This is a genomic window from Aquipuribacter nitratireducens, from assembly GCF_037860835.1.
Taxonomy (GTDB): domain Bacteria; phylum Actinomycetota; class Actinomycetes; order Actinomycetales; family JBBAYJ01; genus Aquipuribacter; species Aquipuribacter nitratireducens.
Map to the genome: position 1 here is coordinate 223,466 of NZ_JBBEOG010000005.1, position 21,815 is coordinate 245,280.

Genomic DNA, 21,815 nt, shown 5'->3' on the forward strand with positions numbered 1-21,815 from the left:
GCGCGGCCAGTCTCCCTGAGCCGGACGGGTGACGTCTGCCCGTCCGGCTCGGTCCGGCTCGGTCCGGCTCAGTCAGGCTCGGTGCGCTCGCCCGGGTCCCGGGTCCGCCGCGGGCGCTCCGGCCACGCCGGTGGCGCGGTGGCGGTGCGCCGCAGGTGCCAGCGCCGCCGCCGGGCGAGGAGGCGGACGGTGAACACGGCCCCTGCCACGACGACGCCTGCGGTGGCCGAGAACGCCCCGACCTGCCACAGGACGACGACGGCGACGCTGCCGGCGAGGGAGGGCAGGGCGTAGATGTCGTCCTGCAGCACGACGGGCACCTGGCCCGACAGCAGGTCCCGCAGCACACCGCCCCCGATGCCGGTCACGAGACCGAGCAGCACGGCGGCGAGCGCCGGTGCGCCCAGGGCGAGCGCGGTGACCGCGCCGCTCACGGTGAACAGGCCGAGCCCCCCTGCGTCGAGCACGAGGACCGCGCGCCGGAAACGAGCGAGGCCGAGGTCGGCGTAGAAGGCGACGACGCCGGCGGCCGCCGCGCAGCCGAGCGCCCAGGCGTTGCTCAGGTTGGTCGGGGGCACGGCGCCGAGGAGGACGTCGCGGATGGTGCCGCCGCCGAGACCCGCGACGAGCGCGAGCACGACGGCACCGAACAGGTCCATGCCGCGGCGCGCCGCCACCAGACCACCGGACAGGGCGAAGACCGTGACGCCCACCAGCTCGGCGACCACTCCGACGACCTCCCCGGAGCCGCCCAGGCCCGGCAGACCGACCGTCACCGTCGTGGCCTCCTCAGCTCCCCCGCCCGGCACGGACCCGCCGGGCCGTTTGCCTGCGGGGGGCGAGTGGTACCAGCCTTGCGTACAGGAGGTGGCGGTGGACAGCGACAGGACCACCCGGTCCGTGCCGCAGGCCGACCGGGGTGAGGCTCGTGTGCTCGCGGGGCGGTACCGGCTCGAGGCGCTCATCGGTCGGGGCGGCGTCGCCGACGTGCACCGCGCGCACGACACCGTGCTCGGTCGCGACGTCGCCCTGAAGATCGTCCGGGACGACAGCCCGGACCCCGCGGCTCTCGACCGATTCACCGCCGAGATGCGCATGCACGCGTCGCTGTCGCACCCCAACCTCGTCACGGTGCTCGACGCAGGGGCGGACCGCGGCCGCCCGTTCCTCGTCATGGAGCTCGTCGAGGGCACGACGCTCGGCGGGCTCGTCGACCGGCCGCTGCCGCCGGGACGCGTGGCGACGATCGCGGCCGAGGTCGCCGCTGCGCTGGCGTACGTCCACGCGCAGGGCGTGGTGCACCGCGACGTCAAGCCCGCGAACGTCCTCCTCGGGGAGAACGGTCGGGTCGTGCTGTCGGACTTCGGCATCGCGCGGCTGCGCGACGTCGACCACGGCCACACCGCCAGCGGCTTCACGATCGGGACGGCGTCGTACTTCGCGCCGGAGCAGGTCGTGGGTTCCGACGTGACGCCGGCGGCCGACGTCTACGCCCTCGGGCTCGTCGTCGTGGAGGCGCTCGGTGGCCGGCGCGTGTACACGGGACCGCCCGCGCAGGCGGCGCTCGCACGGCTGCAGCAGCCGCCACCCCTGCCGCGGGGGGTCCCGGCCGCCTTCGCCGACCTCCTGCGGCGCATGACGCACCGCGACCCTGAGCGCCGACCGCGAGCGGAGTCGGTCGAGCAGTCGCTGCGCCGGGTGCTCCCGGCGCTCCGGCGCCTGCCTCCTCTGCCCCCGCTGCCGCCCACGCCCTCGGGCCTCGACGCGCGCGCGTCGAGCGCGCTCTCGACGTCCGCGACACCCGTCACCCCCGGGCCGAGGGTGACGCCACCCCTGCCGCGTCCGGCCCGGACGTCGGCATCCAGGACGGCGGTCCACGCGGCACCCGTGACGACGTCGGCCCGGACGGCCACGGCCGTGGGCCCGACCCAGCGGCCGAGCCCCGTCATGGTGGCCGTGGTCGTCGTGCTGTGCGCGATCGGCCTCGTGCTCGGGGCCGCGCTCGTCGACGCCACCGTGTCCGCGTCTCCCGACGGCGACGCGGGCGCTCTCCCCGCCCGAGAAGAAGCGGAGCCCGCCCACCTCACGTGACCGGGCGCCGACGAGACGTCACGACGCGCCAGTGCGACGTCACGGATGTGCGCCGTACGGGTCCCGGTCCCCTCGAACAGGGTTCACCAGCCACCGCCGCTCGCCTATCCTTCTCGCGGCGCCGCTCCCGTGACGGGAGGCGTTCGAGGAGGACCGGATGACCAGGGGACGCACGGGCGACGCCGCGGGACAGGCGTCGACCGCCGCCGCGTCGTCCGCCCCGCCTGCATCTGCCGCCCAGGCCCGTGCGCGGGCGGCGCACCGCGGCAGCGGCGCCCCCCGGGTCCGTCGGGTCGCCGTCGCGCTGGTCGCGGTCGCGAGCGTCGCGCTCGGCGCCGCCACCGCCGGAGGCGCCGTCCCGGCCGTCGAGCAGCCGCAGGACGTCCTCGCCGCCGGGGTCGGCGGACTACCCGACATGGACCTCGAGGGCTGGCGCCACGACGCGTCCGCGCCCGGCTGGGACACCGCCGCGGGGCAGTCGCGGGCGCCCGGCGCCGTCCCCGGCGGTGCGGCCGCCGGCGTCGCCGGCGAGGACGGCTGGTACGACTGGGACACCTGGCCCGACGGCGTCGTCGCGGGCGCCGACGCGTTCGGAGCCCCCTTCGAGATCCCCGGCGGCGAGGAGGTCCGGGGGTCTGCGGTGCCCGGCGGCCTCGCGGCCAGCGGCATCCCCGAGCCCACGCTGCGCGCGTACCGCGCCGCCGCGGAGGTGCTGCGCCGTGAACGACCCGGCTGCGGCGTCGACTGGGCGCTGCTCGCCGGTATCGGACGGGTCGAGTCCAACCACGGTCGCTTCGGCGGCGCCGTCGTGACGACCGACGGTGTGTCCGTCCCCCGCATCCTCGGTGTGCGCCTCGACGGCAGCCTCGCCAACACCATGGTCATCCGGGACACCGACGGCGGTGCGCTCGACGGGGACACCGCCTACGACCGTGCGCTCGGGCCCATGCAGTTCCTGCCCGGCACGTGGGCGCGCTGGGGCAGCGACGGCGACCGGGACGGGGTGCGCAACCCGCAGGACATCGACGACGCCGCGCTCGCGGCGGCGCGGTACCTGTGCGCGGTCGGCGTCGACCTCCGCGGGCCCGACGTCTCGCAGGCCATCCGGAGGTACAACAACTCCGCCGAGTACGTGAGCCTCGTCCTCGCGACGGCGAGCGGCTACCGCTCCGGTGGCGTCTCGCCGCTGCCCGCGGGGGGACCGGTCTCGCCGCTGCCGCCGCTGCCGCCGGGCTGGACCCCGCCGGTGCTCCGACCCGGCGGACCGGTGGGAGGCGTCCCCACCCCGGGCGTCCCCACCACGGTGCCCTCGGTGCCCGCGTCGACGCCGACACCCTCGGTCCGGCCCACGACCTCCCCGCGCCCGGTGCCGCCGTCGACGCAGACGCCGCGCCCGCCGGTCGTCGGCGCGCCCGGTGAGCCGACGACCCCGCCGTCCACCGGTGCGCCCGACGAGGGGTGGACGCCCGCGGAGCCGAGCGGCGAGCCGACCACCGGGACGACCGGGCGACCCAAGGTCGTCGTGACGCCGTCGGCGGAGCCCACGACGGAGCCGTCCTCGACGCCGACGCCGACGCCGTCGCCGGAGCCGTCGCCGGAGCCGTCGTCGGAGCCGTCCGCGACCCCGTCGGTGCCGCCGTCGTCCGAGGCGTCCGCCCCGGTGTCGTCCGAGCCGTCCGCCGCCCCGGCGTCGGGCGAGGCGACGACCGCGCCGAGCGGTGACGTCACCGCCCCCGCCGCGTGTTCGCCCGAGGCGACGGACCCGGCGACCGGCACGTGCTATCCGCCGTGCCCCGACGGCGTCGTGGCCGTCGAGGGCGCCGAGCCCGGCGCCGCCGAGGGCCTCGAGCCGTGCCTCGTCGTCGACGGCCGACCGGTGGACCCGCGGACCGGCGCCGTCCTCGACCCCGCCCGGGAGCCGTAGACCCGACGACGCCGGCCCCCGGGGTCTCAGTCCTCGAGAGCGGCGTCGAGCGTGATGGTGGTGCCTGCGAGCGCCTTGCTCACGGGGCAGGTCCGCTCCGCCGTGCGGGCGAGCTCCGCGAAGCGGTCGGCGTCGACGTCCGGCACCTTCGCGCGCAGGGTGACCGCGCTGCGCGAGATGCGGAACCCGCCCTCCGGGTCCTGCTCGAGGGTCACCTCGGCGCTGACCTCGACGTGCTCCGCCGTGAGGCCCTCCTTCGTGAGGACGCCGGTGAGGTTCATCGCGAGGCACGCCGAGTGCGCGGCCGCGATGAGCTCCTCCGGGCTCGTGAGCCCGTCCGGCTCCTCGGCCCGCGCCGGCCACGAGACGGTGAAGGGCCCGAGGTTCGAGGAGTCGAGGCTGGTCTGCCCGCTCCCGGTCTTCAGGTCACCGGACCAGCGGGTGGTGGCGTCTCGACTCGTCATGGGTCTCCTCGGGTGCGGGCCGCGGCCGGTCGCCGTGGCGGTCGGTGGTGCCTGTCGGACAGCGACACCGTGCGTCACGTCGGCCTGTCCCGCACCTCGGACTAGACGGCGCGACCGCGCAGGGGCACGACCTGTCCCGCGACGACGAGCTCCACCCGCTCGCTCGCTGCCGCCAGGGCGGCGTTGAGCCGACCGAGCTCGTCGCGGAACAGCCGGCCCGACCAGGTGGCGGGCACGACGCCCGCGCCGACCTCGTTCGACACCGCCACCACGGTGCGTGGAGTCGTCCGCCACGCCGCGAGCAGCGAGTCGACCTCGCTCCGCCACCGCTGCTGCGCGTCGCCCGCCCGCCACGCCGTCTCCTCCCACGCGCCGCAGCGGGTGAGGGTCGCGGTGGTCCACAGGGCGAGGCAGTCGACGAGCACGGGGGGGCCGGAGGCGCGGAGGAGCGGCACGAGGTCCGTGGTCTCGACCGTCTGCCACGAGTCGGGGCGCCTGGCCCGGTGCGCCGCCACCCGGGCGTCCCACTCGGCGTCGGGCTGCTCCGACCGCGTGGCGCCGGCGGTCGCGACGTACACGACGTCGTCGCGGTCGGCGAGGAGCTGCTCGGCGCGCGTGCTCTTGCCGGACCGGGCGCCCCCGAGGACGAGCGTGCGGTGCGGCGAGGGCGCGGGGGTGGTGTCGTCGCGCAGGCGGGCGTCGTCGGGCAGGCGGGCGTCGTCGCGCGGGCTGGTGTCGTCGCGCGGGCTGGTGTCGTCGCGCCCGCCGGTGTCGAGGACCGAGCCGTCGTCGTGGACCTCCGCGCCCCAGGCCGCCAGCCGCTCCCGCAGCTCGGGCAGCGGCGGGTTGTGGTGCGACAGGTGCGTCGCGACGATCCGCGTCGTGGGCGTGACGGCACCGATCGCACGGAGGGCCGCGAGCGCGCGGGGGAAGGTGCGCAGGTCGAGGTGCTGCGTGCCGTGGTCGTGCCGGTCGCCGAAGGTCTCCTCGAGCACGACGAGGTCGTAGGCCCGCCCGGTCAGCGTCGCCGTCGCGTCGCCGTGCACGGGGCCGGTGTCGGTCGCGTAGAGCAGGCGGGTGCCGTCGGGGCACGTGACGTCGTAGTGCAGGGTCGCCACCTCGTGCGCGGCGGCGACCGCCCGCACCGTGTAGGAGCCGCCGCGTCCCGCCACCTGCAGGTGGTCGCCGTCGTCGAGCTCGACGAGCCGGACCGGGTCCTCCGGTCCCCGCCAGGGCTCCCACCCCCGCACGGCACCGGCCGGGCCGGCGACCACGAGCTCCGCGGCGGTGCCGGTCCACGCGCGCCACAGCAGCGCCGCCGGTGAGGAGTGGTCCGGGTGCTCGTGGGTGAGGAGCACGGCGCGGACACCGCCGAGGTCGACCCCGGCCCGGACGGCCGCGCGGGGCGTCTCGGGTCCGCAGTCGAGCAGGACGGTCCCGTCGAGCAGGGCGCTGCTCTGGCCGCGTACGGCGTCCCGGGTGCGGGCGTCCTGGCACGACGCGCACGTGCAGAAGGCGTTGGGCCACCCGTCGGCGGAGCCGGTCCCGAGCAGGACGAGGCGGCTCATCGGCCGCGGCCGGGCCCGGCGTCCTCGCGTCCGCGGGACCAGCGCCGACCGGACCGCGCGGACCGCCCGGACCCCTCGGACCGTTCGGACCGCTCGGACCGCTCGGACCGCTCGGACCGCTCGGACCGCTCGGAGTCGTCGGACCGGCTCCCGCTGTCGCCGCGTCGCGCCGTCGCGGGCTCCGCCTCGCGCACCGGGCGCGAGCGCGGCTCCTCCCTCTCCGGTTCGCCGGACCCGCCGTACGCCTGGGTCCCGTACCCCTGCGCGCCGTACCCCTGACCGCCGCCCGGTCCGTAGTGGCGGGCGGGTCGGGTGAAGATCTGGACGCAGATCGTCTCGTACGTGCGCTCCGGCTCCCGGACGAAGCGGATCTCGCGGAGGGCCTGGTCGCGTCCGGCCGACTCGAGCACGAAGGTGCCGTAGCCGATGATGCGGCCGACGAGGGGCCGCTCGAAGGCCATGTCCGTCACCTTCTGCAGGGGCATCATGTCCCGCTCCGTCGTGACGATCCCGTGGAGGCGGAGCAGGCGGCGGTCGGTGACGACGAACCAGTCGCGGCCCCACTCGGCGAACAGCCAGGCGGCCCGCGCGACGAGCACGAGCCAGCCGACGAGCAGGGCCCCCCGGGCGACGTCGAGAGAGCCCAGGTAGGGGCTCAGCCACCCGATGAGCAGCAGCACGGCGATGCTCGTGAGCACGGGTTCGAGCAGGACGACCGGGTGCCGGTGCTGCGCGACGAGCACCTTCTCACCCGGTACGAGTCCCGTGCCGAGCCGGCGGCGGACGAGGTCGAACTCGCGGGGCACCGGCGGCGGGGTGAACGGGCCCGGGGCCCGGCCCGGCCACTCCTCGGAGACGTCGGCGCCGTCCGGGGGAGGTGCGAGCTCGGGGACCCGCGGGGCGCGCACCCGGGGCAGGCGCACGGTCGGGCTGCCCGACTGCATGACGGTATCGGGGCCGGTGTGCCGCTCGAGCGGACCGTCCCGGTCGCGTCGGCGGCGTCCGAACGCCACGCGCCTCAGGTGCCGGCGGGGGCGCCGGAGCTCTGCCGGAGGACCTCGTCGAAGAACGCGAAGACCGCACCGCCGGCGGCGCCGATGCCCTCGAAGGCGTTGACGACGATCGCCGCGGCCTGGGCCGGGCTGTTGAAGATCGCGTAGACCAGGAAGACGAGGAAGATCCAGAAGGCCCACTTGAGGACGCGCCTCAGCATGCGGAGCCTCCCTTCGTCCGGGCACGGCGACCGGTCGGCCGTGCCGCAGGGCCCAGCATCCTCACGTCCGTGGGCCCGAGTCCACCCGCCACGCCGCGCAGGGCGTCCGGCTGACGGCGGTCAGACGACGCCGTAGAGGCGGTCGCCCGCGTCCCCGAGCCCGGGGACGATGAACCCGCGCTCGTCGAGCCGGTCGTCGAGCCCGGCGAGCACGACCGTGAGGTCGACGTCGTCGCCCGTGTGCGCCTCGAGGGCCTCGAGGCCCTCGGGTGCGGCGAGGAGGCAGATCGCGGTCACGGTGCGCGCGCCCTTGTGGTGGAGGTAGTCGACGGCCATGGCCAGCGTGCCGCCGGTCGCGAGCATCGGGTCGAGGACGAAGCACTGCCGTCCGGACAGGTCGTCGGGCAGCCGGTTGGCGTACGTCCGCGGCTGCAGGGTCTCCTCGTCCCGAAGCATGCCGAGGAAGCCCACCTCGGCCGTCGGCAGCAGCCGCACCATGCCGTCGAGCATCCCGAGGCCCGCTCGCAGGATCGGCACGACGATCGGCTTCGGGCTCGCGAGCCGCACCCCCGTCGTGGTCGTGAGCGGGGTCGTCACCTCGACCGGCGCGATGGCGACGTCGCGGGTCGCCTCGTACGCGAGGAGGGTGACGAGCTCCTCGACGAGGCGACGGAACGTGGGGGAGTCCGTCTGCTCGTCCCGCAGCGTCGACAGCTTGTGGGCGACGAGGGGGTGGTCGGCGACGTGGACGCGCATGGCCGAACGCTACCGACCCCGACCCGCGAGTTGGTGACGTCACGTACTTGCCCCGGTGCACAGGGGCAGTGCCAGGATGATCGGGTGTCGTACTTCACCGCTCTCCTCGTGCCCGGTGGCCGGTCGTGGTCCTCTCGTGACGCCGACCTGATGGAGGTCGACTCGCTCGAGGAGCTCGTCGACACGGTGCGGGAGCAGGTGGACGGCGGAACGGGTCTCGTCGTGCTGGAACGCGAGGACGAGTGGTTCGCCCTCGTGCGCGTCGACGGGGACGACGACGCGCGCGTCTTCGTCTCCGACCTGCCGGCGGCGCGGGCCTCGACGTTCTCCGGGGTGTTCGCGGACCCGGACGTGTGGTCCGACGCCGGCTCGCTGCGCGCCGCGGGCCTCGTGCCCGACGACGACGGCTTCGGCGGCGGCTACGACGAGGACGAGCCCGCCGCGCCCGTCTCGGAGGAGGACGCGCCCAAGGTCACCGAGGTGCCGTGGGCGGGTGACCTGTCGGTGCTCGAGGACATGGGCATCGGTGGCGAGGCCCTCAAGCAGGTCGTCGAGGACGACGCCGACGACCCCGCCCGGGCGCTCACGGAGATCGGGGAGCGGGTCGGGTTCCTCGACCTGCTGGAGACGCTGCGCTGAACCTGGGTCCCGGCCTCGACGAGGCGATGGAGCGGGCCCTCGCGCTCGCACGGGAGTGCGTCGGGCACGGCGACGTGCCGGTGGGCGCGGTCGTGCTCGGCCCGTCCGGCGACGTCGTCGGATCCGGTCGTAACCGGCGGGAGGAGCTCGGCGACGCCACCGCGCACGCCGAGGTCGAGGCGCTCCGATCGGCCGCCGGGGCCCTCGGTGACGGCTGGCGCCTCGGCGGGGCGACCGTCGTCGTGACGCTCGAACCGTGCGTCATGTGCACGGGGGCGCTGGTGGCGGCGCGCGTCGCGCGGGTGGTCTTCGCTGCCTGGGACGACAAGGCGGGCGCGTGCGGGTCGGTGTGGGACCTCGCCAGGGACCCGCTGTCGCTGCACCGGGTGGAGGTCGTCGGCGGCGTGCGGGCGGCGGAGTCGGGGGAGCTGCTGCGAGGGTTCTTCGCGTCCCGACGGTGAGCCGGGACCAGGCGTAAGCAGCGTCTTGCGGTCGCCCACCCAGGGCGTGTGGTCCCGCCAACCGTCCGGTGTGAAGCGGATGGGCGGCCCGCCCGGCGCGGTAGTCGGAGATGCTCCTCCGGAGGTGGTCGGCGTTGGCGGGCGACGCCTGCAGGCAGGCGGTCTCGATCAGCGACCGGTACACGTCCTCCGGTACGAGGAACGCGGTCCCTCGCTTCGACGGACGTCTCGTCGTGTGGTGATGTCGAGACGTCGGAGCTCGGGGAGGGTCGAGGCACTGCACGGCGCCCGGTACCCTCGTCGGCGGTGACGTGTCCGAGCGGCCTAAGGAGCACGCCTCGAAAGCGTGTGAGGGGGCAACTCCTCCGTGGGTTCAAATCCCACCGTCACCGCCAGCCGGCCAGCCGGCCGACGCCGGGTCCTACGGGGCCCGGCGTCCATGTCTCGCGGCGTCGCTGTGACGCGGTGTCCGCCGCCTGGGTGGGGGCGACTGCGATCCCCGGCGCAGCACGGCCCGGGTGCGACAAGCTCCGCGTGTGACGGGGAGCTCGCGGGCGACGGGGCGAGGCGCCGCGTCGACGGCGCGGTCGACCTTCCGCGGACCGCCCCCGCCGGAGCCGCTCCCGGTGGTGTGGCGGCTCTCGTGGTGGCGGGGGCGCGGCGTGCGGCTGGTGTACATCGCGGTGATCTCCGGCAGCGCCGCTCTCCACTTCGACGTCGTCGGTGAGCGGGCGCTCGCGCTCGCGTGTCTCGCGGGCGCCGGTGCGGCACTGCTCGCGAGTGCCTGGCTCGGGCTCGTCCCGGGTCGGCTGCGCCTCGACGCGGAGGGCGTGCGGTGGGGACGGGGCCGTCGGCTCGCGTGGGTCGACGTCGCCTCGTTCCGCCTCCACGATGCGGTAGGGCTCCCCGCGGCGACGACGTACCTCCTGCCGACCACACCGGACCAGGAGTACTGGCAGGAGGTCGGGGCCTGGAAGCGGGAGACCGTGGACGTCCCCGCCTGGGTGGCCGGCATACCGGCGTGGCGTGTCGTCGCGCTGCTCGAGCACTACCGACGCGAGGCACTCCGGACCCGCCTGCCACCGGATCGCCCCGCCGACGGCGACTGATCGCGCCGTGAGAGGTCACCGGTACGACGACACGCCGGCGTGTCGTGCACACAGGTGACCTCTCACGGATCCTGACGTCCGAGCCGCCGGTCAGTCCCCCACGCGGCGCGCGGCGAGGACGAGGGTGTCGTCGAGGTGGCGGGCGTCCGCGCGGAGCAGCTCGACGAGTCGCTCCGCGAGCACCTCCGTCGTGCGGGAGCGGAGGGTCCGGGCGTGCGAGCCGAGTGCGGCGAGACCGGCCTCCAGGTCACCCGTGCCCTCGATGAGGCCGTCGGTGTAGAGCAGCAGCGTGTCACCGCGCTCCGGCCGGTCCGGGCGACGGACTCCGTCCCGGCGAACGGGTACCCGACGGGACGCCCGTCGGACTCCAGCCACTCGGTACGGCCGTCGCCGCGGAGGACGAGCGCCGGCGGGTGCCCGGCACCGGCCACCTCGACGTCGCCGGTCACCGGGTCGACGGTCGCCGCGACGAAGGACGCGGTCGGCGGTGACTGCCCGGCCTCCTCGGGTGCGGCGTCGTCGACCGCCCGGGCGAGGTCGACGAGCGCGACGCCACGCCCGACGAGCGTCCGGGCCGCGTGCGCGACCTGCAGCGCCGCCCGCGTGGAGCCGACGCCGTGCCCGGCGGCGTCGACGACGAGGAGGAACAGACGCCCGTCGGCGAGGACGAGACCCTCGTGGAGGTCGCCCCCGGTCGGGGCGCCGTCCTCCGCCGCGCGGTACGCGACGGCGATCTCGAGGCCCGGCACCGTCGGTGGGGGTGGCCGCAGGGCGCGCCCCAGGACGTCGAGGTAGTGCTGCCGGAGCGCCGACTCCTGCCGTGCGGCGGCGAGCTCACCGACGCGCCGTTCCTGTGCGAGCCGCTCCTCGGCGTCCCGGAGCACGACGACGGCTCCGCCCGAGACCGCGTCGTCGAGCGGCTCCACCTCCCAGTCGACGACGACGGTGCGGCCGTCGGCGACGGTGAGACGGTCGCCGAGCCGGGCCCGGGCCTCGGTCCGCTCCGCCGAGCCGGTGAGGGCGCAGTGGCCGTCGCAGGGGCCGCCGGTCGTGCCGTCGTGGACGACGACGTCGTGCAGCAGGTGCCCGACGAGTCCGCCGCCGGGGGCGAGCAGTGCCTGGCTCGCGTCGTTGGCGTAGCTGACGCGACCGCCGTCGTCCACGAGGAGCACCGCGTCGGGGAGCGCCGCCAGGAGGGCGGCGTCCCGCTCCTGCAGGCGGCGGATGCGGCGGAGCATGAGGTGCCGGGAGCCCGCTGCCGCGATCCCAAGCCCCGAGCCGATCGCGACGTTCCCGACGCGCCACCACCCCTGCCCGGGAACCGCCCCTGCCAGCACGAGCAGCACCGCGCACGCCACGGCGACGACCGCCGTGGCGAGCACCACCCGGGGTGGACTCACCAGACCCGCGACCACGACGACGATCCCGAGCGAGGACACGAGCACGGCGTCGGTGGTGATCGTGAGGACGGTGAGGACGAGCAGAGCCGTGATCCACAGCGCTGCCCACGCGACCCGGCGGTCCCACGCCATGCCCCACGGTACGGTCCGCGGCGCCCGCCGTGCAGGCCGACGACGTCTGCTACGTCGCGTTCTCCCGCATCGACGACCGGACGATCACGTCGAACTCGTGGTCGGGCGGGAACCCCGTCGCCGAGACGTGGCGGTCGATCACGATCGGGTGGTGCTCGGCGTCGGCAGGTGCGCGCCGTCCCTCGCGGGCAGCCACATGGGACCGACCACGAGCAGGAGGACGGCGACGTTGAACAGCACGTTGCTCGCAGCGCCGGCTGCGAGGGAGCCGGCGCTGTCGAGCACGAACCACGACGAGGCGCCCACGACGAGCGAGCGACGGACGCCCTCGGGCGCGACGTCGAACACCCACTGGCGCAGGCACAGCACCATGACGCCCCAGCCGAGGAGGAACCCGCCGGTGAGCGCCGAGAGGAAACGGGTCGTCGCGGCGTCGTAGCTCGCGGCGCCGTCGACGGGCCAGTCGAGCAGGTCGAGGGTCCACCGCGCCGCCGCGGCGGTCGACTCGGTCGCGCCCAGGGCGAAGACGGGGCCGAAGCCGCCGATCAGCACCGCCGAGACGAGCAGCCACGCCCTGTGTGCCCCGTACGTCCGCATTTGTTCTCTCCCGCATTGTGTAGTGGCCACTACAAAATAGGGGCGAGCCCGTGCGGCGGCAAGGGATCAGCGTCGTGTCGTCGCCCCGTCGAGGACGGCGTCCCACGCCGCGCGTCCGGCGTCCTCCCCCAGCAGCGCGGACACGATGAGGAGCCCGTCGACGGTGGCGACCGTCGCGGCCGCGCTGCCCGGCGCCGCGGTCGGGCCCATGTGCGGCTCCAGCCACGCCACCCACCCCGCGAGCAGCTGCGGGACCACGACGTCGAAGGGCGCGACGCGGGCGGCGCCGAGCCCGACCGCCTCGAGGAAGAGCCGCAGCACGGGACCGTTCGCGGGGTCGGTGAAGACCGGCCGGGAGGCGCGCAGGACGTCGTGCGGCCGCAGACCCCGTCCGGCGTCCTCGGGCAGGGACGCCGCGAGGACGCCTCGGAGCCGCTCCCCGACGTGGGTGAGCACCGCCGTCAGCAGGGTCGCCTTGTCGGGCAGGTAGTAGACGACCATGCGGTCGCTCGTGCCGGCTTCCGCGGCGACCGTTCGGAAGGACAGGCTGCTGAGCCCGCCGGAGACCGCGGCGCGCACGGCGGCGTCGACGACGTCCTCGCGTGTAAGCCGGTGTCCCACCGGCTGATGCTAGGCGCAGCGGTGCGGCTCAGGACGACGTGACGGGGCCTCGAGCCGTGCCGTCGGCGCGGTGAGTGGGGCACCATCAGCGAGTGAGCGACGCCGCCGCACCCGACGCCTCCACCGACGCCTCCACGACCGACCCGGACCCGCACGTCGAGCTCGTCCGCGCCGGGTACGCCACTGCCGGCCCGGCGATCGAGCTCGGTGCCCTCCTCGTGCCCGGCGGGCAGCCGGGCGCGCCCCCCGCGCCCCGACCCGAGGCCGCCGTCCGGCTGCCGCTCGCGACCCTCAACCGTCACGGCCTCGTCGCGGGCGCCACGGGCACCGGCAAGACGAAGACGCTGCAGGTCATGGCCGAGCAGCTGAGCGACCACGGCGTGCCGGTGTTCCTCGCCGACATCAAGGGCGACCTGTCCGGCATCGCCGTGCCGGGCACGAGCAGCGACCGGCTCACGGCCCGCACCGAGGCCCTCGGGCAGGACTGGCAGCCCCGCGGCCGACCGACCGAGTTCCTCGCCCTCGGCGGGATCGGCGCCGGAGTGCCGGTCCGCGCCACCGTGACGAGCTTCGGCCCGCAGCTGCTCGCGAAGGTCCTCGACCTCAACGAGACGCAGACCTCGAGCCTCGCTCTCGTCTTCCACTACGCCGACACCGCCGGGCTGCCGCTGCTCGACCTCGCCGACCTGCGGGCCGTCGTCCAGCACCTCGTCTCCGACGAGGGGAAGGCGGACCTCGAGGGGCTCGGTGGGCTCAGCCCGGCGACCGCGGGCGTCATCCTGCGCGAGCTCGTGACGTTCGCGGCCGCCGGGGCGGAGGCGTTCTTCGGCGAGCCCGAGCTCGACGTCGCCGACCTCATGCGGACGGGCGACGACGGCCGTGGCGTCGTCACGTGCCTGGAGCTCGCGGCCGTGCAGGACCGGCCGGCGCTGTTCAGCACGTTCCTCCTGTGGCTGCTCGCCGAGCTGTTCCAGGAGCTGCCGGAGGTCGGCGACCTCGACGAGCCGAAGCTCGTGTTCTTCTTCGACGAGGCGCACCTGCTGTTCACCGACGCGCCGAAGGCCTTCCTCACGCAGGTCGTGCAGACGGTGCGCCTCATCCGCTCGAAGGGTGTCGGGATCGTCTTCGTCACGCAGACCCCGAAGGACGTGCCGGGTGACGTGCTCGCGCAACTCGGCAACCGGGTGCAGCACGGGCTGCGCGCCTACACCCCGGACGACGCGAAGGCCCTTCGTGCGACGGTGTCGACGTTCCCGCGCAGCGACTACGACCTCGAGGAGCTCCTCACGACGCTCGGGACGGGTGAGGCCGTCGTCACGGTGCTGTCCGAGCGCGGCGCACCGACGCCGGTCGCGTGGACGATGCTCCGGGCGCCCGAGGGCTCGATGTCGCCCGCCCCCGACGACGTCGTCGCCGCCACCATCGCCGCCTCCCCGCTGCAGGCGGAGTACGGCACGGCCGTCGACCGGGAGTCCGCCTACGAGCGGCTCACCGGTCGCCTCGCCGCCGCGGAGCCCGCCGCGACGCCGCTGGAGCCGCAACCGGAACCGACCCCCCAACCGTCGGTCGACCTGCCCGGACCCGGGCAGGGCTGGGACGACGTCCCCGACCGGGAGCCGGCGCGGACGCCGACGCGTCCGGCGCGCCGGCGACCGACCCCGCCGGCGCCGGACCCGGGTGGGCCGCTGGGCGACGTCATGGGCTCCCCGGCCGTGCGGAGCTTCCTCCGTTCCGCCGGGACCGTCCTCGGCCGGGAGATCATGCGGACGGTCCTCGGCACGGCCCGGCGGCGACGACGGTGAGCGGGGCGCCCTGGGGCGGTCCGGGCGCTCCAGGGCCCGTCGCCCTCGTCGGGTCCGGGGAGTACCTGCCCGCGATGCACGAGGTGGAGGCGCGGCTGCTCGACGGGCGCGCGCCGCGCTACGTGCAGCTCGCGACGGCCGCGGCCCCCGAGGGGCAGCGGTCCCTGGCCCGCTGGCACGAGCTGGGACGGCGCGCGGCCGAGCGGCTCGGCGTCGAGCAGGTCGTGGTTCCCGTCGTCGACCGGGTGAGCGCCGACGACCCGGGTCTCGCCGCGCTCGTCGAGGGCGCGGGCCTCGTGTACCTGTCCGGGGGCAACCCGAAGTTCCTCGCCGAGACCCTCCGCGGCACCGCCGTCTGGGCGGCGATCGAGCGGGAGTGGCGCGCGGGCGCGGCCCTCGCCGGCTGCAGCGCCGGCGCGATGGCGCTCTGTGGCAGCGTGCCCGACGTCCGCCACCCCCTGTCCGGCCACGTCGAGGGACTCGGGGTCCTGCCTGGCCTCGCGGTCGTGCCGCACTTCGACCGTTTCGGGGCGCGGCTGCTCGGCTCCGTCGTCGGCCACCAGCGCGACCCCGGCGCCGTCGTCGTCGGCATCGACGAGGACACCGCCCTCGTCGGGGGGCCGTCCCGGTGGGACGTCGTCGGACGCGCCGCCGCCTGGCTGCTGCTCGACCACGGCCGGCAGGAGCACCTCGTCGGGACGTCCGTCGAGGTCCACGGGCTGCGCGCCTGAGCGACTACCCGGGCGACCGTGCGAGCCACCACTCCCGCCGGGCGTCCCCGTCCCAGCGCCGCACCCCGGTCGGGGGGCCGGGCTCGTCGAGGGGCCGCCACCGGCCGACCACGGCGACAGCCTGGCCGACCTGCTCCGGCGTGAGGCGCATCGCGAGGGTGACGTGCGGTGTCCACGCCCCCGTCCGGGTCGTCCACGGCACGCCCTCCGCGTGCCGCCACGCGGCCGCGACGCGCTCCTGCAGCGCGAGCAGGGACTGGGACGGCACGACGAGCCGGGCGAGGACGCAGCGCCCGTCCCGGCCCTGCGGCCCGAAGACGACGAGCCCGCCGAGCCGCACGACGGCCTGCGGCCAGAGGGCGAGGGCGTCGTCGAGACGTGCCTCGGCGTCGGCGTCGACCGACTGCGCGACGGCGAGCGTGACGTGCGGGCGGTTGGTCTCGCCCTGGTGGTTCGCGAGGCTCGACAGCCCGGCCTCGACGAGCGCGCGCCACTGGTCGCGCACCCACGCCTCGACGGTGGGCGACGGCAGGAGCTCGACCGACTGGACCACGATCCGATCCTCGCCCCCTCGACCCGGCGCCGCCCACGCAGCAGCATGGCCGTCGTGTGCCGGAACATCACCGAGCTGCGGGGCCTCGAGCCGCCCGCGACCGACGACGAGGTGGCCGCGGCGGCGCGGCAGTACGTGCGGAAGGTGAGCGGGCTGACGCGCCCGCCCGTCGACGCTCGCGCGGCGGCCGCGTACGAGGCGGCGGTGGCTCAGGTCGCCGCCGTGACGCGCGACCTGCTCGCGGCGCTGCCCGAGCGGCGGCAGCCGCCGGCGACCGTGCCCCCGCTGCGCCGCCCGGAGGTGCGGGCGAGGCTCGGGCTCACCCCCTGAGCGCAGCGCCTCAGCCGCCCTCGCGGAAGGACGGGTACGTCGTCATGCCGCCGTCCACGTACAGCACGGTGCCGGTGACGTAGTCGGACGCGTCGCTCGCGAGCCACACCGCCGCGGCGGCGACGTCGTCGACGACACCGACCCGGCCGTAGGGGATGAGCTGCAGCAGCTCCTGCTCCGCCTCGGGCGTCGACCACGCCTCCTCGTTGATGGCCGTCTTGATGGCCCCGGGCGAGATCGAGTTCACCCGCACGCCCCTCGGTGCGAGCTCCTGCGCCATCGTCCGCATCAGCATGTCGACCCCGCCCTTGGAGGCGGCGTAGTTCACGTGTCCGGCCCACGGGATGACGTCGTGGACGCTCGACATCGTGATGATCGACCCGGCGGAGCGGGCCGGGCCGGCGCCGGGGCCCTGCGCGACCATCCGGCGGGCGGCGGCCTGGGCGCAGAGGAACTGGCCGGTGAGGTTGACGTCGAGCACCCGGCGCCAGTCCTCGACGGACATCTCGAGGGTCGCCGCGTCCTTCTGCATACCGGCGTTCGCCACGAGGACGTCGATGCCGCCGAAGCGCTCGCACACCTCCTCGACCATGGCGGTGACCGCGTCGGCGTCGCTGACGTCGGCCTCGACCGCGTACGCCTCGCCGCCGGCCTCCTCGACCGCGCGGACCGCCTCCTCGGCGCCGTCACGGTCGGAGCGGTAGTTGACCGCGACCTTCGCGCCCGACCGGCCGAACGCGATCGCCGTGCCCTGCCCGATCCCGCTGCTCGCCCCCGTGACGAGGGTCCGGTAGCCCGCCAGCACGCCGTCGCTCATGCGGGCGAGACTGCCGCCGCGGGCGCGCGGCCGCTACTCCGCGCGGGCGGCCCGACCGGCTCAAGCGTGACCGTCCGTCACCCGATGCACCACGCATGTCGCCGCGCACCCGTCACCGTCTCCTCGCCGCCGGTGCGGCGGTCCTGCTGAGCGTCGGCGTCGCGACCGCCGCGACCCTCTCGCAGCGCGAGCCGGCCGCCGACCGCGTCCCGCTGTCCGAGGTCCTCGCCGCCGTCGACGCCGGCGACGTCGCCAGCGCACACCTGGGGGAGGCGGCGGCGACGGTCACCCTCGTCCTCACCGACGGCACGGAGCTCACCGCGTCGTACCCGGCCGCGTACGCGGCCGCGCTCACCGGGCAGCTCGTCGACGGGGGCGTCGAGGTGCGGACCACGCCGATCACGCGGTCGAACGACACGTTCCTGCAGGTCCTGCCGGTCCTCGTCGTCGTCGCCCTCGTCGTGCTGCTCGTCGTGGCCGTCCGCCGTGGGTGGCTCGGCAGCGGGCTCGGGGCCATGCGGCGGGGGCGGGGCAGCGCCGTCGACGAGGTGCCTGCCACGCGCTTCGCCGACGTCGCCGGCTGCGACGAGGCCGTGGTCGAGATGCGTGAGCTCGTCGACTTCCTCCGCGACGGCGAGCGGTTCACCCGGGTGGGGGCCACGCCGCCGCGCGGGGCGCTGCTCGTCGGTCCGCCCGGCACCGGGAAGACGCTGCTCGCCCGGGCCGTCGCCGGGGAGGCGGGGGTCCCGTTCTTCCCGCTCGCCGGGTCCGACTTCGTCGAGACGTTCGCCGGTGTCGGTGCGCGGCGGGTGAGGGACCTGTTCGACAAGGCGCGCGGCGCGGAGGGCGCCATCATCTTCATCGACGAGATCGACGCCATCGGTCGCACCCGCGGCGACGGCGGCCCGGGCCACTCCGGCGCCGACACCGAACGCGAGAACACGCTCATCTCGATGCTCAACGAGATGGACGGCTTCGACGCCGACCACCGCATCATCGTGCTCGCCGCCACCAACCGCGCCGACGTCCTCGATCCCGCCCTCACCCGCCCGGGTCGGCTCGACCGGCAGATCCAGGTGCCGGCGCCGGACCGTGCGGGACGGACAGCCGTGCTGCGGGTCCACACCGCCGGGAAGCCGTTCGCCGCCGACGTCGACCTCGTCTCCGTCGCCCGCCGCACCCCCGGCATGAGCGGTGCCGAGCTGGCGCAGGTGGTCAACGAGGCGTGCATGGAGGCCGCGCGCCGTGGCCGCGACGTCGTCGACGGCGCGTGCGTCGACGCCGCGATCGCGACGGTCGCGCTCGGCCGGGCGCGCACGTCCGCGCTCGTCACCGACTTCGACCGCCGGGTCACGGCCTGGCACGAGGCCGGGCACACCGTCGCCGCGCTGCTGCTCGACGACGCCGACGACCCCGTCCAGGTGTCGATCGTCCCGCGCGGCCCCGCGGGCGGGGTCACGTGGATGAGCGGCAACGACGACGTGTTCCTCCTGCGCGCGAAGGCGCTCGCCGACCTGCGGGTGAGCCTCGCGGGTCGCGCCGCCGAGGAGCTGCTGCTCGACGGGGAGTACACGCAGGGCGCGCACGGCGACCTCGACGCCGCGAGCCGGCGGGCGCTCGCGATGGTGACGAAGTACGGCATGAGCCGCCACGGCTACCTGCTCGTCGACGACGACACCGTCCGGATGGGCGGCGAGGTCGCGACCCGGGTCCGGGAGGTCGCCGAGGAGCTCCTCCGCGAGGCCCACCAGGACGCCTACGGCCTGCTCTCCGGCAACCGCGCGCTCCTCGAGGCGGTCGCCGAGGCGCTGCTCGAGCACGAGGACCTCACCCTCACCGACCTCCGGCGCATCGAGTCGCGGGTGGCCGGCCCGTCTCGCGCCGCCGTGGTGCCCGCGCCGCGCGCCTCCCGTGAGGAGGCCCGCGCCGTCAGCTGACGTAGCGGCGCGCGCGGGACCCGGCCTGGGACACCTCCAGCGCCTCGAACCGCGCCTCGACGGACGGGGGCAGGACACGGCGCTCCCGCACGACCCACGGCAGGCCGCGGACAGCGTCGAGGACCGCGCCCGCCGTCACCCGGTCCCGCGGCACCGTGCGTGCGAGCGCGACCGTCCGCCGCGCGACGGCGGGCAGCGGGCGTCGCAGCCACGTGAACCACAGCGTGTTCCGCAGCCCGACGCGACGTCGGGTGTGCGGGTCGCGCGCCGTCGACGCGCGGTGGTGCACCACGAGGTCCTCGACGAAGCACAGCTCCCAGCCCGCGGCCGCGAGGTCGGCGGCCAGGAGCTCCTCCTCCCCGCCGAGCCACAGGCGCTCGCTGAACCCGCCGGCGGCGAGGTACGCGTCCCGTCGCACGACCGAGGCCCCCGCGAGGAACGACCCGAGGGCGGGGCCAGGCAGCCCCGGTGCCCCCGCCACGGGGGACTCGCGAAGCTCGGCGACGACCGGGTCCTCCGTCCCGGCCGGCTCGACGACGATCCGGGCGTTGACGACGGCGACCCCCGGGTGGGAGTCGAGCACGTCCGCCGCGCACGCCAGCGAGCCCGGCTCCCACCAGGTGTCGTCGTCGCAGAAGGCGACGTAGGGCGTGGTGAGCCGCTCGACCCCCCTCGTGCGGGCCACGGCGCCGGCGTTGTGGTCGAGCGCGACGACCGTGAGCCGCGGGTCGTCGCCGTGGGCGGCCCGGAGGGCGGAGACGGTGCCGTCGTCCGAACCGTTGTCGACGACGACCACGGGCGGGCGATCGGGCAGGGCGAGCAGCCGGGCGGTGGCGGCCAGGGCCTCCTCCCGCCGGTTCCACGTGATGCACACCACGCCGACCCGGGGTGCAGGCGTGGTGCTCGGGCGGTGGGTCACGGGCACGGACATACCCAGGGCGCGGAGCGGGTATGCCGATGCGGTGACCCCACCGCTGCGCCAGGGCGTCGCCCGCCGCGACGCCGTCCGGGCCGTCCTCGGGGACGCCGACCTCCGTCCCGAGCAGGAGGAGGCGCTCGACGCCCTCCGCGACGGCGACGCCCTCCTCGTCGCGCGGTCGGGGCTCGGCAAGACCGCCGTCTACGACGTCGCCGGCCGCCTCGTCGACGGGCTCACCCTCGTCGTGAGCCCGACCCTGTCGCTGCAGCGGGACCAGCTCGACGCCCTGCGCGCGACGGGCAACCGCGCCGACGCCGTCAGCTCCGCGCGCACCGCCGTTCAGCGGTGCCGGGCGCTCGAGGCCGCCGCCACCGGGGACCTCGACGTCCTCCTCCTCGCCCCCGAGCAGCTCGGCCGCGACGAGGTGGTCGACGCCCTGCGCGACGCGAGCGTCGGGCTGCTCGTCGTCGACGAGGCGCACTGCGTGAGCGAGTGGGGTCACGACTTCCGACCCGACTACCTCGCGGTCGCCGCAGCCCGTGAGCGGGTCGGCAGCCCCCGCACCCTGGCGATGACGGCGACCGCCTCGCCGCACGTGCGCGACGAGGTCGTCGCGGCGCTCGGCATCGAGGGCGCCGCCGTCGTGGTGGGCGACGTCGACCGGCCGGAGATCTGGCTCGGCGGCCGGGAGGTCGCCGACGAGCGGAGCGCGGACGACGCCGTCGTCGAGGCCGTCGCCGCCGTCGACGGAGCCGCTCTCGTGTACGCCCAGACCCGGCCCGACGTCGAGCGCCTCGTGGACCGGCTCCGCGACGTCCGACCGGACGTCCGCGGCTACCACGCGGGCCTCCGCGCCCGTGAGCGGGCGGCGGTGCAGGACGCGTTCGTCGCCGGCGACCTCGACACCGTGGTCGCCACCAGCGCGTTCGGCATGGGCATCGACCGACCCGACGTCCGCGCCGTCGTCCACGCAGGCCCGCCGCCGTCGCTCGACGCGTACTACCAGGAGGTCGGCCGGGCGGGGCGGGACGGCGAGGCGTCGACCGCGGTCCTCGTCCACCGGCAGGAGGACTTCGCCGTCGCGCGGCACCTAGGCGCCGGCGGCGGCCCGCGTCGGAGCACGCTCCGGGCGGTCGCCCGCGCGCTCGCGGCCGGTGAGCCCGTCGACCGTACCGGCCTGGCCGAGGCCGCGGACCTCGCGCAGCGGACCGTCGCGCGGGCCGTGGGCGCGCTCGCCGACGTCGGGGCGGTGGACGAGCAGCCCGACGGCACGCTGCGCTGGGTCGCGGACCGCGCGGTCGCCGCGGTCCTCGACGACGTCGACGCGGCTCGGGAGCGGCGGCGCACGACAGAGCTGTCCCGTGCGGACCTCGTCCGCTCGTACGCCGACACCCTCGACTGCCGGCGCCGGGTGCTGCTCGGGCTGCTGGGGGAGGAGCACCGGGAACCGTGCGGGAGGTGCGACTCGTGCGACGCCGGGCGCAGCGAGGACGTCACCGACGGGGCGTGGCACATCGGGCAGGACCTGGAGCACGAGACGTTCGGCGTCGGCACCGTCCAGGTCGTCGAGCCCGACCGGATCACCGTGCTGTTCCCCGAGCACGGCTTCACGACGCTCGCGACCGCCCTGCTCGAGGGCGATGAGAGCCCGCTGCGGAGCGCCTGAACGTCCGGCGCACTGTCGCGCCGAATGCCGAACGACCGGTGCATAGGAGGGTGTGCAGCCGCACACTCCGGTGCGGTGTTTGTTC

General features: G+C 76.0%; 22 protein-coding genes, 1 tRNA gene and 1 pseudogene. 11 read left to right on the top strand and 13 right to left on the bottom strand.

Features of this window, described 5'->3' with window-relative positions; translation table 11 throughout:
• Window positions 1-68: 68 nt before the first annotated feature.
• Window positions 69-776, bottom strand: a complete 708-nt coding sequence (locus WAB14_RS11675; protein WP_340269967.1) for a trimeric intracellular cation channel family protein — start codon at window positions 774-776, stop codon at window positions 69-71.
• 97 nt (window positions 777-873) lie between these two features.
• Here WAB14_RS11675 and WAB14_RS11680 point away from each other — a divergent pair, with 97 nt between their 5' ends.
• Both WAB14_RS11680 and WAB14_RS11685 read left to right on the top strand, forming a co-directional pair.
• Complete coding sequence (locus WAB14_RS11680; RefSeq protein WP_340269969.1) at window positions 874-2,091, top strand: serine/threonine-protein kinase; 1,218 nt, start codon at window positions 874-876, stop codon at window positions 2,089-2,091.
• Window positions 2,092-2,248: 157 nt separating this feature from the next.
• Window positions 2,249-4,015, top strand: coding sequence for a lytic transglycosylase domain-containing protein (locus WAB14_RS11685; protein WP_340269971.1), 1,767 nt, complete (start codon window positions 2,249-2,251; stop codon window positions 4,013-4,015).
• A gap of 26 nt (window positions 4,016-4,041) precedes the next feature.
• On the opposite strand, the gene WAB14_RS11690 is transcribed toward WAB14_RS11685, so the two are convergent.
• The 5 genes from WAB14_RS11690 to upp all read right to left on the bottom strand — a co-directional run bounded on the left by WAB14_RS11690 (window position 4,042) and on the right by upp (window position 8,016).
• Window positions 4,042-4,479: an OsmC family peroxiredoxin gene (locus WAB14_RS11690; RefSeq protein ID WP_340269973.1), complete on the bottom strand. Its 438-nt coding sequence runs from the start codon at window positions 4,477-4,479 to the stop codon at window positions 4,042-4,044.
• A gap of 101 nt (window positions 4,480-4,580) precedes the next feature.
• Complete coding sequence (locus WAB14_RS11695) at window positions 4,581-6,047, bottom strand: bifunctional adenosylcobinamide kinase/adenosylcobinamide-phosphate guanylyltransferase (protein WP_340269975.1); 1,467 nt, start codon at window positions 6,045-6,047, stop codon at window positions 4,581-4,583.
• Entirely contained in the window at window positions 6,044-7,060 is a 1,017-nt protein-coding gene (locus tag WAB14_RS11700; RefSeq protein WP_340269977.1) for a PH domain-containing protein, read from the bottom strand. The genes WAB14_RS11695 and WAB14_RS11700 overlap by 4 nt, the downstream gene beginning before the upstream one ends.
• A gap of 5 nt (window positions 7,061-7,065) precedes the next feature.
• Window positions 7,066-7,260, bottom strand: coding sequence for a hypothetical protein (locus WAB14_RS11705; RefSeq protein ID WP_340269979.1), 195 nt, complete (start codon window positions 7,258-7,260; stop codon window positions 7,066-7,068).
• 120 nt (window positions 7,261-7,380) lie between these two features.
• Entirely contained in the window at window positions 7,381-8,016 is a 636-nt protein-coding gene (upp, locus tag WAB14_RS11710; protein ID WP_340269981.1) for a uracil phosphoribosyltransferase, read from the bottom strand.
• An 84-nt stretch (window positions 8,017-8,100) separates the two neighbouring features.
• Here upp and WAB14_RS11715 point away from each other — a divergent pair, with 84 nt between their 5' ends.
• From WAB14_RS11715 to WAB14_RS11730, 4 genes are all read left to right on the top strand, one after another.
• The gene (locus tag WAB14_RS11715) at window positions 8,101-8,655 is read left to right on the top strand and encodes a tRNA adenosine deaminase-associated protein (protein ID WP_340269983.1); all 555 of its coding nucleotides are present in this window, start codon (window positions 8,101-8,103) and stop codon (window positions 8,653-8,655) included.
• Between the two features lie 26 nt (window positions 8,656-8,681).
• Window positions 8,682-9,116: a nucleoside deaminase gene (locus WAB14_RS11720; protein WP_340269985.1), complete on the top strand. Its 435-nt coding sequence runs from the start codon at window positions 8,682-8,684 to the stop codon at window positions 9,114-9,116.
• 305 nt (window positions 9,117-9,421) lie between these two features.
• Window positions 9,422-9,511: transfer RNA gene (locus WAB14_RS11725), tRNA-Ser, on the top strand.
• Window positions 9,512-9,742: 231 nt separating this feature from the next.
• Window positions 9,743-10,225 carry a hypothetical protein gene (locus WAB14_RS11730; protein WP_340269987.1) on the top strand — a complete coding sequence of 161 codons (483 nt, stop codon included), beginning with the start codon at window positions 9,743-9,745 and terminating at the stop codon, window positions 10,223-10,225.
• 90 nt (window positions 10,226-10,315) lie between these two features.
• On the opposite strand, the gene WAB14_RS18255 is transcribed toward WAB14_RS11730, so the two are convergent.
• The 4 genes and pseudogenes from WAB14_RS18255 to WAB14_RS11745 form a co-directional block, all read right to left on the bottom strand.
• Window positions 10,316-10,600: a SpoIIE family protein phosphatase gene (locus tag WAB14_RS18255; protein WP_377003022.1), complete on the bottom strand. Its 285-nt coding sequence runs from the start codon at window positions 10,598-10,600 to the stop codon at window positions 10,316-10,318.
• Window positions 10,582-11,757, bottom strand: a pseudogene (locus WAB14_RS11735) (PP2C family protein-serine/threonine phosphatase); the annotation flags it as partial. The gene WAB14_RS18255 and the pseudogene WAB14_RS11735, both read right to left, overlap by 19 nt.
• Before the next feature lie 138 nt (window positions 11,758-11,895).
• A complete protein-coding gene (locus tag WAB14_RS11740; RefSeq protein ID WP_340269991.1) occupies window positions 11,896-12,354 on the bottom strand; it encodes a hypothetical protein in 459 nt (152 codons plus the stop codon).
• 66 nt (window positions 12,355-12,420) lie between these two features.
• Window positions 12,421-12,975, bottom strand: coding sequence for a TetR family transcriptional regulator (locus WAB14_RS11745; protein WP_340269993.1), 555 nt, complete (start codon window positions 12,973-12,975; stop codon window positions 12,421-12,423).
• A 92-nt stretch (window positions 12,976-13,067) separates the two neighbouring features.
• Here WAB14_RS11745 and WAB14_RS11750 point away from each other — a divergent pair, with 92 nt between their 5' ends.
• On the top strand, window positions 13,068-14,777 hold the full coding sequence (locus WAB14_RS11750) for a helicase HerA-like domain-containing protein (protein ID WP_340269995.1): 1,710 nt from the start codon (window positions 13,068-13,070) through the stop codon (window positions 14,775-14,777).
• Entirely contained in the window at window positions 14,774-15,508 is a 735-nt protein-coding gene (locus WAB14_RS11755; RefSeq protein ID WP_340269996.1) for a Type 1 glutamine amidotransferase-like domain-containing protein, read from the top strand. Before WAB14_RS11750 ends, WAB14_RS11755 begins: the two co-directional genes overlap by 4 nt.
• A 4-nt stretch (window positions 15,509-15,512) precedes the next feature.
• Here WAB14_RS11755 and WAB14_RS11760 read toward each other — a convergent pair whose 3' ends face one another.
• Window positions 15,513-16,061 carry a 2'-5' RNA ligase family protein gene (locus tag WAB14_RS11760; protein WP_340269997.1) on the bottom strand — a complete coding sequence of 183 codons (549 nt, stop codon included), beginning with the start codon at window positions 16,059-16,061 and terminating at the stop codon, window positions 15,513-15,515.
• A gap of 54 nt (window positions 16,062-16,115) precedes the next feature.
• On the opposite strand from WAB14_RS11760, the gene WAB14_RS11765 reads away from it, so the two are divergent.
• Window positions 16,116-16,391 (top strand): DUF2277 domain-containing protein, encoded by a 276-nt coding sequence (locus WAB14_RS11765; RefSeq protein WP_340269998.1) that lies wholly within the window; start codon window positions 16,116-16,118, stop codon window positions 16,389-16,391.
• Between the two features lie 10 nt (window positions 16,392-16,401).
• Here WAB14_RS11765 and WAB14_RS11770 read toward each other — a convergent pair whose 3' ends face one another.
• Window positions 16,402-17,208, bottom strand: coding sequence for a glucose 1-dehydrogenase (locus WAB14_RS11770; RefSeq protein ID WP_340269999.1), 807 nt, complete (start codon window positions 17,206-17,208; stop codon window positions 16,402-16,404).
• Window positions 17,209-17,303: 95 nt separating this feature from the next.
• Here WAB14_RS11770 and WAB14_RS11775 point away from each other — a divergent pair, with 95 nt between their 5' ends.
• On the top strand, window positions 17,304-19,145 hold the full coding sequence (locus WAB14_RS11775; protein ID WP_340270000.1) for an ATP-dependent metallopeptidase FtsH/Yme1/Tma family protein: 1,842 nt from the start codon (window positions 17,304-17,306) through the stop codon (window positions 19,143-19,145).
• Here WAB14_RS11775 and WAB14_RS11780 read toward each other — a convergent pair.
• Window positions 19,138-20,070, bottom strand: coding sequence for a glycosyltransferase family 2 protein (locus WAB14_RS11780; RefSeq protein WP_340270002.1), 933 nt, complete (start codon window positions 20,068-20,070; stop codon window positions 19,138-19,140). The two genes, WAB14_RS11775 and WAB14_RS11780, sit on opposite strands and share 8 nt — an antisense overlap.
• A gap of 37 nt (window positions 20,071-20,107) precedes the next feature.
• Between WAB14_RS11780 and WAB14_RS11785 the strand changes: the two genes are divergently transcribed.
• A complete protein-coding gene (locus tag WAB14_RS11785) occupies window positions 20,108-21,730 on the top strand; it encodes a RecQ family ATP-dependent DNA helicase (protein WP_340270003.1) in 1,623 nt (540 codons plus the stop codon).
• The last annotated feature ends 85 nt before the right edge of the window (window positions 21,731-21,815 follow it).

Bases quoted from the DNA above. Each gene is read 5' to 3' on its own strand.
- WAB14_RS11705 (WP_340269979.1), bottom strand. From the start codon at position 7,260: ATGCTGAGGCGCGTCCTCAAGTGGGCCTTCTGGATCTTCCTCGTCTTC.
- WAB14_RS11770 (WP_340269999.1), bottom strand. From the start codon at position 17,208: ATGAGCGACGGCGTGCTGGCGGGCTACCGGACCCTCGTCACGGGGGCG.
- WAB14_RS11720 (WP_340269985.1), top strand. From the start codon at position 8,682: ATGGAGCGGGCCCTCGCGCTCGCACGGGAGTGCGTCGGGCACGGCGAC.
- WAB14_RS11775 (WP_340270000.1), top strand. From the start codon at position 17,304: ATGTCGCCGCGCACCCGTCACCGTCTCCTCGCCGCCGGTGCGGCGGTC.
- WAB14_RS11685 (WP_340269971.1), top strand. From the start codon at position 2,249: ATGACCAGGGGACGCACGGGCGACGCCGCGGGACAGGCGTCGACCGCC.
- WAB14_RS11740 (WP_340269991.1), bottom strand. From the start codon at position 12,354: ATGCGGACGTACGGGGCACACAGGGCGTGGCTGCTCGTCTCGGCGGTG.
- WAB14_RS11695 (WP_340269975.1), bottom strand. From the start codon at position 6,047: ATGAGCCGCCTCGTCCTGCTCGGGACCGGCTCCGCCGACGGGTGGCCC.
- upp (WP_340269981.1), bottom strand. From the start codon at position 8,016: ATGCGCGTCCACGTCGCCGACCACCCCCTCGTCGCCCACAAGCTGTCG.
- WAB14_RS11690 (WP_340269973.1), bottom strand. From the start codon at position 4,479: ATGACGAGTCGAGACGCCACCACCCGCTGGTCCGGTGACCTGAAGACC.